The following is an 11,312-nucleotide window of genomic DNA, read 5'->3' on the forward strand; positions in this document are numbered from 1 at the left end:
CGATGTGTTTCAGCCTGCGTCGACGCTCGGAGGAGGGGTCGGCTGTCCTGCGTCGTCACGACGGGACGTGGCGGCCGCACCCGTGGTGGTTCCGCTCAGGGTTTCGATGTAGTCCAGCGTTTTGGGACTGACATGCCGCACGCCCGCCAGGGCTTCCCGGAGAACGGTTCTCCCGGCCTGGTCGCCGAGGGCGCCTCGGAGATCGATGACCGTATCGATGCCATGACGCTCGAACACGCGCGTCATGTCCTCTACCTGGGCAAGACGGCCAGGCGAAGGCCAGCTGATAACGTCCGAGAGCTCGCCGGTATCGAGGCGCCTGCGGAATCCGCTGGTGGTGCTTGCATCCGGCCATGCCTCAACCAGAGCGACGACGCGGGGCTTGACGGTCGCATGGTAGTTCTGCCGCCGTTGCAACGTTGCATCGACAATGATGGCCCCGATGTGGTCCCACCCGCGGCTGACTTCAGGAGTGTCGTCGAGGCCATGAGAGTCCATTGCCGCCGGAAGATTGGCGTCATCATTGCTAATAGTCATAAGTGAATACTTCCATGTGCCGGAGGTGGACGTGTGGCTGCGCATCCGAGCAATGCACCGCGTGCACTGGCTGGGCGGCGAATGGCCGGCCGGAAAATCCGACAGCAGAAACCCGCCGTCCACACCCGAAGTGGTGTGGGCCGGCGGGCCTGAAGATCATTGGCCGGCAGTCCCGGGTGGAGCGGGGTGCCGGAATGAAGTGTCTACTAACCTATGCGACGGGAATCTACCTCGTCGTCGTCTTCTTCCACACCGTCCGCGTACTTATCCGCATAAGCCGAATAGTCCGGCTCAGCGGGCTCACTCGGGAAACGGCTCGGTGCCCGGCCTTCTGAGCTCTTGAGCTCACGCTGAAGGGCAGTGTAGTCAGTGTTCGGGGAATAGTACTTAATATCCCGAGCCTGCTTGGTAGCTTTTGCCTTTTGACGGCCGCGCCCCATGGCGTGACCCCCTTTTGTACTCGGACCGGAGGTGGCCACCATTGGTGATCGGTGAGGCCCCGGAATGTTTGGTCAATTTGTCGTAAGCCTAGATTACATGCTTTCTGCTTCAACTGCTCGCCGGGGTAGCCGCCCCGGCAGTATCGCGCCCCCGGCGGCCCCGAACCGCGAGCCGGCGTCCCGCCGTACGGCCGGCATCTTAGATAGAGTTTTATAGTGGACTCCCGGAAACGGGCCCCTCCGCCGGGCGTCCAGCCCCGGCAAAGACGCTCGGAAGTGGTGAATTCTCAGTGACCGAAGAGAACGCAAGGCACGGCGACGCCGGGCTGCCTGAGGTTCCCCGTGCCGGTGAATCCGGCCAGCGGTCCACCGCCGCGGCTGCGCCCGGGGCACCTCCCCGGCCTTCGGCGCCGCCGTCGTCCGCGCCGCCGGTGGTGCCCCCCGCTGTGCCGTCGTCGGCTCCCCTACGGTCCGCCTCCCAGCGTGGCGGCTGGGTTCAACGCCAGGGCCTCGCGAAAGCGGGCGCTGCCGTGGCCGCCGTCGTCGTCCTTGGCGTGCTGATCTGGTGGCTGACTTCACTGGGCGCCGGCACCAAGCCGCCCGCCGCGGACAGCTCCTCCGCCCCCGCCGGAACCTCGACCGCCGCTCCGGCGGGCCGTGGCCCGCTTCCGCTGGAGGGCATCGGCGCCCTGGACTTCCAGCTGGGCGACTGTTTCAAGGACTTTGACCCGGACGCCCCGACGTCCACCGTGGTGGCCTGCGCCAGCGGCCACTCGGCCCAGCTGGTCGCCATTCACAACTACCAGGCCGCGGAGTCGTACCCCGGCCTGACAGCCCTGAAGGACAAGGGCCGCGAGACCTGCCGCGGCGCGCAACTGACTGCCGCGGCCACCAACTACGAGCTGATGCAGCGCAACGCGTACCCGAGCTCCACCAGCTGGGAAAAGGGCGACCGGCGCGTGGACTGCTACGTCACCGCTTCCACCGGGAACGTCATTATGGAGTCGCTGCGTCCCTGAGGGGCCCTACTCCTTGCGGCGCACCGAGAGGCCGCCGCCGGTGGCCGCGCCGCCGTCGGGCCGGTCCGACGCCTGCGCGCCGCCCATGGTGAGTTCCTGCAGGTCCGGGGCGGTATCCACCAGCACCGTGTCCCCGTCTGCGATCCCGCCGGACAGGATGGCCCTGGCCAGCCGGTCGCCGATCTCGCGCTGGACCAGCCGGCGCAGCGGCCGGGCGCCGTAGGCGGGGTCGAAACCGGTCACCGCGAGCCAGGCGCGGGCGCCGTCGGTGACTTCGAGGTTGAGCCGGCGGCCCTTGAGCCGTTCGCCCAGTTCCTTGACGTGTTGCTCCACGATCCGGGACAGTTCCTCGACGTTGAGCGGGTCGAACAGCACCACTTCATCGAGCCGATTGAGGAACTCCGGCTTGAAGGAGGCGTTGACGGCGGCCATAACGGCCGCGCGCTTGGTCTCGGCATCCAGGGTCTGGTCCACCAGGAACTGGCTGCCGAGGTTCGAGGTCAGGACCAGAATCACGTTGCGGAAGTCCACGGTGCGGCCCTGGCCGTCGGTGAGGCGGCCGTCGTCGAGCACCTGCAGCAGGATATCGAAAACCTCCGGGTGGGCCTTCTCCACCTCGTCGAGCAGCACCACGGAGTACGGACGACGGCGGACGGCCTCGGTCAGCTGGCCGCCTTCCTCGTAGCCCACGTAACCGGGCGGGGCACCCACGAGGCGGGCCACGGAGTGCTTCTCGGAGTACTCGGACATGTCGATCCGCACCATGGCCCGTTCGTCGTCGAACAGGAAGTCCGCCAGGGTCTTCGCGAGCTCGGTCTTGCCGACGCCCGTGGGGCCCAGGAACAGGAAGGAGCCGGTGGGGCGGTTGGGATCGCTGATCCCGGCGCGGGCCCGGCGCACGGCGTCGGAGACCGCGGTGACGGCCTGGGTCTGGCCGATCAGCCGCTCGCCCAGGACGTGCTCCATCTCGAGCAGCTTCTGGCTTTCGCCCTGCAGCATGCGCCCGGCGGGGATGCCGGTCCAGGCCGAGATCACCTCGGCAATGTCGTCCGCGGTGACCTCGTCGGCCACCATGGGTTCCTGTCTGGCCCCGCCGCCGGCTACGCGGGCGGACTCCGCCTCGGCAGCCTGGTTCAGCTCGCGTTCCAACGCGGGGAGCTCGCCGTAAAGGATGCGGGAGGCGGCCTCGAGGTCGCCTTCACGCTGGTACTTCTCGGCGGCGGAGCGCAGCTCGTCAATCCGGGCCTTGAGATCGCCGACGTGGTTCAGGCCGGCCTTTTCGGCTTCCCAGCGGGCGTTGAGCGCGGCCAGCAGTTCCTTCTTGTCCGCCATGTCCGCGCGCAGGGCGGCGAGCCGCTCCACGGACGCGGCGTCTTTCTCATTGGCCAGGGCCAGGTCTTCCATGGTCAGCCGGTCCACGGCCCGGCGCAGCTGGTCAATCTCCTCCGGGGCGGAATCGATTTCCATCCGCAGCCTGGAGGCGGCCTCGTCCACGAGGTCGATCGCCTTGTCAGGCAGCTGGCGGCCGGAGATGTAGCGGTTCGAGAGCGTGGCGGCGGCAACCAGTGCGGAGTCGGCGATGGCCACCTTGTGGTGCCCCTCGTAGCGTTCCTTGAGCCCGCGGAGGATGCCGATGGTGTCCTCTACGCTCGGCTCGCCGACGTAGACCTGCTGGAACCGCCGTTCCAGGGCGGGGTCCTTCTCGATGTTTTCACGGTACTCGTCCAGCGTGGTGGCGCCGATGAGGCGGAGTTCGCCGCGGGCCAGCATGGGCTTGAGCATATTGCCGGCGTCCATGGAGCTGTCCCCGGTGGCGCCCGCGCCCACCACCGTGTGGATCTCGTCGATGAAGGTGACAATCTGCCCTTCCGAGCTCTTGATCTCCTCCAGCACGGCCTTAAGCCGTTCCTCGAATTCGCCGCGGTATTTCGCGCCGGCCACCATGGACGCGAGGTCCAGGGCGATCAGGGTCTTGCCGCGCAGGCTTTCGGGCACGTCGCCGGCCACCATCCGCTGGGCAAGGCCCTCGACGACGGCGGTTTTCCCTACGCCGGGTTCGCCGATGATGACGGGGTTGTTCTTGGTACGGCGGCTCAAGACCTGGATGATCCTGCGGATCTCGGCGTCGCGGCCGATCACCGGATCCAGTTTGCCGGAGCGGGCCACCGCGGTGAGGTCGGTGCCGAACTTCTCGAGAGCCTGGAACGTGTTCTCGGGGTCCTGGCTGGTGACCTTACGGTCGCCGCGGACGCCGGGCAGGGCTGCGAGCAGGGCCTCATGGGAGGCGCCGGCGTCGCGCATCAGCTTGCCCACGTTGTCGCTTCCGGCGGAAAGGCCCAGCAGCAGGTGCTCCGTGGAGACGAACGTATCCCCCAGCCGCTCAGCCTCATTCCGGGCATTCTTGATCGCCTGCATGGCGGTCCGGGACAGCTGTGCCTGCTGCACGGAACCGCCCGACGTCGACGGGAGCGCCTTGATGGCGGTGCTCGCCTGCACGCTGACCGAATCCGGATCGGTGCCGGTGGCGCGAAGGAGCGCGACGGCGACACCCTCCCGCTGGTCCATAAGCGCCTTGAGCAGGTGGGCAGGTTCGAGTTGCGCGTTCCCTGCCGTCGAGGCGTTCATGGCGGCGGCCGAGAGAGCCTCCTGGCTCTTGGTGGTGAACTTGGCGTCCAAAGAGAGCTCCTTCCGAGCTGATGTTGATCTCAAAGTTGAGTCTACTCCGCTCAACTCTGCATTTGACCCTTTGGCTCCATGTTTGCCCACAGCGAAACGGCTGTCCAGGACCGGACCGGACCAGGGACCGGACCGGACCAGGGACCGAGCGCCCACCCCCACGGGACATGTCCCGCGCATGCGCGGACCATTGGACATGGTCCCACTATGTCCAGTGCCCGGGCCCAGGAATGGACATGTCCCAACGGATCGGACCGGAAGAATGGGCATGTCCCACTGCGGACCAAGCCCGGACCCAGGAATGGACATGTCCCCAGGGGCGCCCAGCAGGAGTGAGCATGCACCCAGCCGCCACTGATGTGGCGCGGAGTCCTCCATCCCTCCGCCCCGCCACCCCGCTCCGGCCCGCTGCTGAACCTGATTAAGCCAATTCGACGGTCGACTCCCCCAAGGAGCCGCCCGTCGAATGAGTTGGTTGCCGACGTTGGCGCTCCCGGTGCGGGGTAGTCGGGGGAACCGCTCGCACCGGGACGCCATCGTCGCCTTATCTTGTCACACAATTGACAAACTTGTCATAGATACCGACTGTATCTCGTGGGTAGTCTGGAGCCATGGACGAGACCACGGCACCGCACTCCACGAACACCGGCGACACCCCGACCTCCCGCAGCGTCTTTTTGGACAAGGAACACCCCGCAGCCTGGCGTGCCCTCAACGGGCTCGGGCTGAAGGCAAAGGAGGCGGCCGAGGAAGCGGGGCTGGACCGGACTCTGATCGAACTGCTGAACGTCCGGATTTCGCAGATCAACGGCTGCGCCTACTGCCTGGACCTGCACGTGGGCGATGCCGTGACGAACGGCGAATCTGCCCAGCGCCTTGCCGTGCTTCCGGCCTGGCGTGACACGGAGCTCTTCACCGAGAAGGAACGTGCCGCCCTGACACTGGCGGAGGCCGTCACCAATATTTCCGACTCCCATGCCCGCGAGCGCGAAGGGGCCACGGCCCGCAGGCACCTCACGGCCGCGGAATTCTCCGCCGTGAGCTGGCTCGTGATCACCATGAACGCGTTCAACCGGGTCTCAATCGTCAGCCAGCATCCCGTCCGCCAGGACCGCGGGTAGCCCGCCACCGCCCACCACTTCCAGCCGCCGCCCTGACGCCGTCACGCCGGGTAGATGGACACCGCCGCCGCCTTGACCACGAAGTAGACCCGAAGACCGGGCACCAGACCGAGGTCCGCTGACGCCGCCGGCGTCACGTCAGCTGACAACTCGCCGGCGCGGACCCGGATCTGATCCCCGTGTGGCTCAAGATCCGTGACGGTCACCGGGAACGAGTTCCGCGGGCTGCCGTGCGCCTCTGCCAGGAAGACAGATACGGCCGACGGCGGAAACGCCGCCACGCCGGCCTGCCCGGGGACGAGGGGGCCGTCGTGCTGACCGGCGAAGTCGAGGCCTCCGCCGGACCGGATGCCCACGGGCGTCACGGTTCCCGGCACAAGGTTCAACCCGGCCAGTCCGGCGGCAAAGCTGCTGCGCGGGCGCCTGAGCACGTCCCGGGTGGGTCCCTCCTCGGTGATCCGGCCGCCCTCCATCACGATCACGCGGTCCGCGAGCATGTAGGCATCCAGGACATCGTGGGTGACGATAATGGTACGGCGCCCGGCGAGGACCCGCTTCAACAGCCGGCGCAGCCGCGGGGCCGCATGAATGTCCAGGGCCGCCATCGGCTCATCCAGCAGCAGCACCTCCGGATTCGCGGCGAGGGCCCGGGCCACTGCCACACGCTGGGCCTGGCCGCCGGAGAGTTCGCCGGGCCGACGTAGGGCGAGTTCGCCGGCGTCGACCTCGGCGAGCCAGTACCGGGCGGTCTCCCGCGCTTCTGCTGCGGAAATTCCCTTGCTCCTGGGCCCGAAGGCCACGTTTTCGAGCGCGCTCAGGTGCGGAAACAGCAGCGGCTCCTGGGCCAGGAGAGCGGTTCCGCGCCGGTGCGGCGCGGTCCAGGTTTTCTGCCCCGGGCCCAGGTGGAACAGGACCCTGCCATCCACCTCGGCCCGGCCGGTGTCCGGGCGAAGCAGCCCGGCGACCACCGAGAGCAGGGTGGATTTGCCGGCCCCGTTCGGCCCGAGCACGGCAACCGTCTCGGCCGGTCCCAGGCTCAACGAGACCTCGAAGCGGCGGGCGGCGACGACGGCGTCGACAGTGAACGTCATGGTGTCACCCGGACGCGCCGGCTGGCGCCGCGGGCCGCCGCGTGCCTGGATCCTGCGCTGCGGGACCCGGCAGGTGCCGGGCTCCGGTAGGTGAGCCCGACGACGATGACCGCCACGGTGACCAGCAACAGGGAGAGCGCGACGGCGGCGTCGGCGTCGGTCTCCCGCTGCAGATAGATTTCCAGCGGCAGCGTGCGGGTGACGCCCTGGAGGCTGCCGGCGAAGGTGAGGGTGGCCCCGAACTCGCCGAGGCTGCGGGCGAAGGAGAGCACCGCCCCGGAGGCGAGTCCCGGCAGGACCAGCGGCAATGTGACCCGGCGCAGCACCGTGGTGGGGCGCGCACCGAGTGTGGCGGCGACGGCCTCATACCGGCTGCCGGCCGAGCGCAGCGCACCTTCGAGGCTGACCACGAGGAACGGCAGGGCAACGAAGGTCTGGGCCAGCACCACCGCGGTCGTGGAGAAGGCGATCTGGACTCCGGCCACCTCGAGGCTCTGACCCAGCAGTCCCTGCCGGCCGAAGGTGTACAGCAACGCGATGCCGCCCACGACAGGGGGCAGGACGAGCGGCAGCAGCACGAAGGAACGCAGCAGCCGCTGGCCGGGGAAGTGACCCCGGGCCAGCACGAGGGCCAGCGGCACGCCAAACAGCACGCACAGCACGGTACTCGCGGCCGCGGTGCGCAGACTAAGGCCAAGTGCGGTGAGGGACGCTTCCGAGGTGAGCAGCGGGATGAACTGCGCCCAGTTGACTCTGGCCACCATGGCCGCGAGCGGCAGCAGCACAAACAGCGCCCCGACGGCGGCCATGACCGCCACCCAGCGGGGGATCCCGCTGTACGCATGGCCCGCCGCACTGCCCCCGGTCACGGTGTGCCGAATCCGGCGTCGCTGAGAATTTTCCTGCCCCCGGGGCCGGTGACCAAGGCGGTGAAGGCTGCGGCGAGGTCCTTGTTCCTGCTGCTCCGCAGCACGGCGATGGGGTATGTGTTCACGGCCCTGGCCGACTCGGCGAAGGCGATTCCCGTGACTTTGTCCCCGGCTGCCCGGACATCCGTGGCGTAGACCAGACCGGCGTCGGCCTCGCCCGAGGTGACCTTGCCCAGGACATCGGTCACCGAAGACTCCTCGCTGACCGGCTTCAGGGTGACGCCGGCGGCCTTTTCGACCGCCTTCGTAGCGGCGCCGCAGGGAACCTGGGGCGCGCAGATGACAACCTTCACGCCGGGCCCGGCCAGATCCGTGACGCCCCGGATGTCCGCGGGGTTTGACGGCGGCACGGCGATGGCCAGGACGTTGCTGGCGAAGTCCCTGGGTGATCCTTCCACCAGACCCGTATTGCTCAGTTTGGCCATGGTATTCGCATCAGCCGAGGCGAAGACGTCCGCGGGGGCTCCCTGGCCGAGCTGGGTGGCCAGGTCCGAGGAACCGGCGAAGCTGAGCCGCACTGTGGTGCCCGGCTGCGCTTCCTCAAAAGTGGCTGCGAGCGCGGTGAAGGGTGCCTTGAGCGAGGCTGCGGCGAATACGGTGAGCGTCCTGCCGGCGCCGGCCGAGCCCTGCCCCGCCGAACCCTGCCCCGCCGAGCCCTGCCTCACCGAGCCCTGCCCGCCGCAGCCGGCAAGCGCCGCGGCCACAGACACGGCAAGGGCGAGCCCGGCGGTCTTTCCGGTGCGCCTCATACGAGGCCCTTCCCTTTCGGCGTCTCAATGATCACCGTGGTGGCCTTGACGACGGCGGTCGCGACCGAGCCGAGCTCCAGGCCGAGCTCGCGCACGGCCTCGCTGCTCATCAGCGACACAATCCGGAAGGGCCCGCACTGCAGTTCCACTTGGGCCATGACTTTGTCAGCGGTGATCGCGGTGACCAGCCCGACGAAGCGGTTCCGGGCCGAGCTGCCCGCCCTGGCCGGGTCATCCGGCAGCTGGGCCTGTTCCCGGGCGAGCCGGGCGAGCTCCAGACCGTCGACGGCGAGCCGTCCGGCGTCGTCTTTGAGCGGAGTCAGGCTTCCATTCTCGGTCCAGCGGCGGATGGTGTCATCGCTGACGCCCAGAAACCGTGCGGCCTCGGAAACGCGAAAATTAGGCATACGGGAATTCTAACCCGCAGATGCGGACACCATGCGGTCAATTACCCGCACATCCGAATCATGGATAAGGCGCGGCGGTTCGCTGGCGCCGCAGCGCGGGTGCCGACCGCGGCGCGGGTATCCGCTCAGCCGGTCCGGTCGGTGTCGCGTTCCTCTGCCGCGTCATGGGAGGGCAGCCGGTCCAGGACAAGCAGGCGGGTGTCGATTCCGACCGGTTGAGCGCCCGGCCGGCCCAGCAGATAGCCCTGCCCGGCGAGCACGGGCTCCCGGCCGGGGCGGGTACCTGCGGGCTGCAACAGGGCCGTGAGCATAGCCGCTTCTTCGATGCCCTCGGCCACGACCCACCCGCCGGTCTGCCCGACGAACGTCATGGCCGCAGCCACGGTGGCCGCCGATGAAGGGTCCGTGCCGAGCCGGGAGATGACTTCTCCGTCGATCTTGATGATGTCGAACCGGACCAGGGTCAGCGCGCGCAGCCCGGCATTGCTGGCGCCCATGTCATCCAGGGCCAGCCGGAAGCCCCGCGCCTTTGCCCCGGCGAGGGTGCGGATCGGTTCGGGGTGGTCCAGTCCGGCCTGTTCGGTGACTTCCAGGACGACGTCGGCAGGTTCCAGACCTGCCGCGGCCAGCCCGGCGGTGAGATCATCGATGTCCAGGCCGGCCAGGGCGTGGGGGTGGAGGTTCAAAAACAGCAGCCCCTCCCACTGCCGGGCTTTCACCGCGGTGAGTACCGCGCCCCGCGCCCGAGCATCCAGCGCCGCGGCCAGGCCCAGGCGTTCGGCGAGATCGAACGCCTCCTGGGGCCCCTGGATCGGGGAGTCTTTCGGCAACCGCAGCAGCGCCTCGTGGGCCAGCACCACCCCGCGGCGCAGGTCCCAGATCGGCTGGAACGCCACCGCGAGCCTGCCATGGCCCGCCACCAGCGCCGTGAGCGCCTCGACCTTCTCGGCACTGACGGTGTGGCCCGCCGCCATGGACCCAAAGGTAACGCTCTGGCACCGGCCCCGCCGCTTGGCCTCAAAGAGCGCAGCGTCGGCGCGCTCCCACAGTTCCTGCAGCTCCGACGGATCAGCCGGGGTGCTCGAAGCGATACCTGCGCTGAAGGTCACCCCAGCAAACGTCCCGGCCAGAGCTGTCCGGATCCGTTCCAGCACCCGGACCGCGCGGTCCTCGCCGCTGCCGGGCAGGATCACCGCGAACTCGTCCCCGCCCAGCCGGAACGCCGTATCCGAAGCGCGCAACTCCGTAAAAGCAGCTGCCAGACCATGCAGGACACGGTCGCCGTGACTGTGCCCCAGCCGGTCATTGATCTGCTTGAAACCGTCCAGATCGATCAGGGCCAACGTCACCGTTGGGTCCGTCCTGTGGTTCAGCACGGCCTCCAGCGCCGGCCTGAATGGGCGCCGGCCGGCCAGACCAGTCAGCGGATCGGCGTCGGCCTCCCGTTGCGCGCGCAACTGGCGGCGGTGCAAAGCGCGCCCGCCGAAAACGTACGACAACGGAATCGCGATCAACACCGCCAACAGCAGGCCCAACACCTTGCGCAACTGCAGATCCGCGACCAGTTCCGTGACGATGTCCGCTCGCTGGTCGATCTCCAACACCAGCGTGCCCCCCGGCGACGACACCGGCACCAGGAACTCATACCTCCCGATCTCAGTTTTCTCGCCTTCGTCGGCTTCAATCTGCACCATCGCCTCTTTCGTGGACAGCACCTCGGCCAGGTTCCCGGGGCCCGCCTTCTCCGAATCACCCGCACCGGCCCCGCCGTCGGCGCTTGCGATCAGACGGTTCTCCGCGTCGAACAACCCCACATACACCGTGCCGTAGCTGTGCCCGAGATACTCGATTTCACGGTTGACGCTCGCATCCCGCTGTGCCGGGTCCCCGCCCCTGGCGAGCGTTTCCTCGAGACCCGTGGCCAGCGCCTGGTAGCTCCGCAGCGAATCCTGCAGCGCGCGGTCGACGATCTGCTGCCGCGCCACGCCAAACTCCACCAGACCTGCCAGCAGCATCGCCGCGGAGACCGCGAACACCCACCGGACCATAAACGGCAACCGCGCAGGCCAAAAGCCCCGCGGCCTCCCCGCACGCACTCCGCGCCCCGGCGTCCGCACATTGTCAGCGCGTCGCGCCCTCGTAAAAATCCGGTGAATACCCACAACGCCCCCATCACTGAGGAAACAGCCCCAGGCCATTCCGCCAACTCATCGGCGACGGATACCCCCAACATAGCCGGGTAGCGACCTGGATGGGACCCTTGACGGCAGGAACCCGGAGAGACCGCGGCCGATCACCCTCACCTCTCGACCACCCCTCACCTCCTCTGCGGGATCGTCCGGC

General features: G+C 68.4%; 10 protein-coding genes. 2 read left to right on the forward strand and 8 right to left on the reverse strand.

Annotated elements, in window-relative coordinates; genetic code table 11:
• Positions 1-9: 9 nt before the first annotated feature.
• Together AC50X6_RS14790 and AC50X6_RS14795 are read right to left on the reverse strand one after the other, a co-directional pair.
• Positions 10-537: a hypothetical protein gene (locus AC50X6_RS14790; protein WP_494966950.1), complete on the reverse strand. Its 528-nt coding sequence runs from the start codon at positions 535-537 to the stop codon at positions 10-12.
• Between the two features lie 206 nt (positions 538-743).
• Positions 744-977: a DUF3073 domain-containing protein gene (locus AC50X6_RS14795; RefSeq protein ID WP_494966981.1), complete on the reverse strand. Its 234-nt coding sequence runs from the start codon at positions 975-977 to the stop codon at positions 744-746.
• A 290-nt stretch (positions 978-1,267) separates the two neighbouring features.
• Between AC50X6_RS14795 and AC50X6_RS14800 the strand changes: the two genes are divergently transcribed.
• A complete protein-coding gene (locus AC50X6_RS14800; RefSeq protein WP_494966951.1) occupies positions 1,268-1,996 on the forward strand; it encodes a septum formation family protein in 729 nt (242 codons plus the stop codon).
• A 6-nt stretch (positions 1,997-2,002) separates the two neighbouring features.
• Here the strand turns inward: AC50X6_RS14800 and clpB are convergent, their stop codons facing one another.
• Positions 2,003-4,672, reverse strand: coding sequence for an ATP-dependent chaperone ClpB (gene clpB, locus AC50X6_RS14805; protein ID WP_494966952.1), 2,670 nt, complete (start codon positions 4,670-4,672; stop codon positions 2,003-2,005).
• A 611-nt stretch (positions 4,673-5,283) separates the two neighbouring features.
• On the opposite strand from clpB, the gene AC50X6_RS14810 reads away from it, so the two are divergent.
• Positions 5,284-5,793 carry a carboxymuconolactone decarboxylase family protein gene (locus AC50X6_RS14810; RefSeq protein ID WP_494966953.1) on the forward strand — a complete coding sequence of 170 codons (510 nt, stop codon included), beginning with the start codon at positions 5,284-5,286 and terminating at the stop codon, positions 5,791-5,793.
• Between the two features lie 41 nt (positions 5,794-5,834).
• Here the strand turns inward: AC50X6_RS14810 and AC50X6_RS14815 are convergent, their stop codons facing one another.
• The 5 genes from AC50X6_RS14815 to AC50X6_RS14835 form a co-directional block, all read right to left on the reverse strand.
• A complete protein-coding gene (locus AC50X6_RS14815; protein WP_494966954.1) occupies positions 5,835-6,884 on the reverse strand; it encodes a sulfate/molybdate ABC transporter ATP-binding protein in 1,050 nt (349 codons plus the stop codon).
• Entirely contained in the window at positions 6,881-7,693 is an 813-nt protein-coding gene (locus AC50X6_RS14820) for an ABC transporter permease (protein WP_494966982.1), read from the reverse strand. Before AC50X6_RS14820 ends, AC50X6_RS14815 begins: the two co-directional genes overlap by 4 nt.
• Positions 7,694-7,749: 56 nt before the next feature.
• Positions 7,750-8,562 carry a molybdate ABC transporter substrate-binding protein gene (gene modA, locus AC50X6_RS14825; RefSeq protein ID WP_494966955.1) on the reverse strand — a complete coding sequence of 271 codons (813 nt, stop codon included), beginning with the start codon at positions 8,560-8,562 and terminating at the stop codon, positions 7,750-7,752.
• Complete coding sequence (locus AC50X6_RS14830) at positions 8,559-8,969, reverse strand: TOBE domain-containing protein (RefSeq protein ID WP_494966956.1); 411 nt, start codon at positions 8,967-8,969, stop codon at positions 8,559-8,561. The genes modA and AC50X6_RS14830 overlap by 4 nt, the downstream gene beginning before the upstream one ends.
• A 125-nt stretch (positions 8,970-9,094) precedes the next feature.
• Entirely contained in the window at positions 9,095-11,005 is a 1,911-nt protein-coding gene (locus tag AC50X6_RS14835; RefSeq protein WP_494966957.1) for an EAL domain-containing protein, read from the reverse strand.
• Between the last annotated feature and the right edge of the window lie 307 nt (positions 11,006-11,312).

This window comes from Pseudarthrobacter sp. HLT1-7, from assembly GCF_059383435.1.

Bases quoted from the DNA above. Each gene is read 5' to 3' on its own strand.
- AC50X6_RS14790 (WP_494966950.1), bottom strand. From the start codon at position 537: ATGACTATTAGCAATGATGACGCCAATCTTCCGGCGGCAATGGACTCT.
- AC50X6_RS14795 (WP_494966981.1), bottom strand. From the start codon at position 977: ATGGGGCGCGGCCGTCAAAAGGCAAAAGCTACCAAGCAGGCTCGGGAT.
- AC50X6_RS14810 (WP_494966953.1), top strand. From the start codon at position 5,284: ATGGACGAGACCACGGCACCGCACTCCACGAACACCGGCGACACCCCG.
- AC50X6_RS14815 (WP_494966954.1), bottom strand. From the start codon at position 6,884: ATGACGTTCACTGTCGACGCCGTCGTCGCCGCCCGCCGCTTCGAGGTC.
- AC50X6_RS14820 (WP_494966982.1), bottom strand. From the start codon at position 7,693: ATGGCCGCCGTCGGGGCGCTGTTTGTGCTGCTGCCGCTCGCGGCCATG.
- modA (WP_494966955.1), bottom strand. From the start codon at position 8,562: ATGAGGCGCACCGGAAAGACCGCCGGGCTCGCCCTTGCCGTGTCTGTG.
- AC50X6_RS14830 (WP_494966956.1), bottom strand. From the start codon at position 8,969: ATGCCTAATTTTCGCGTTTCCGAGGCCGCACGGTTTCTGGGCGTCAGC.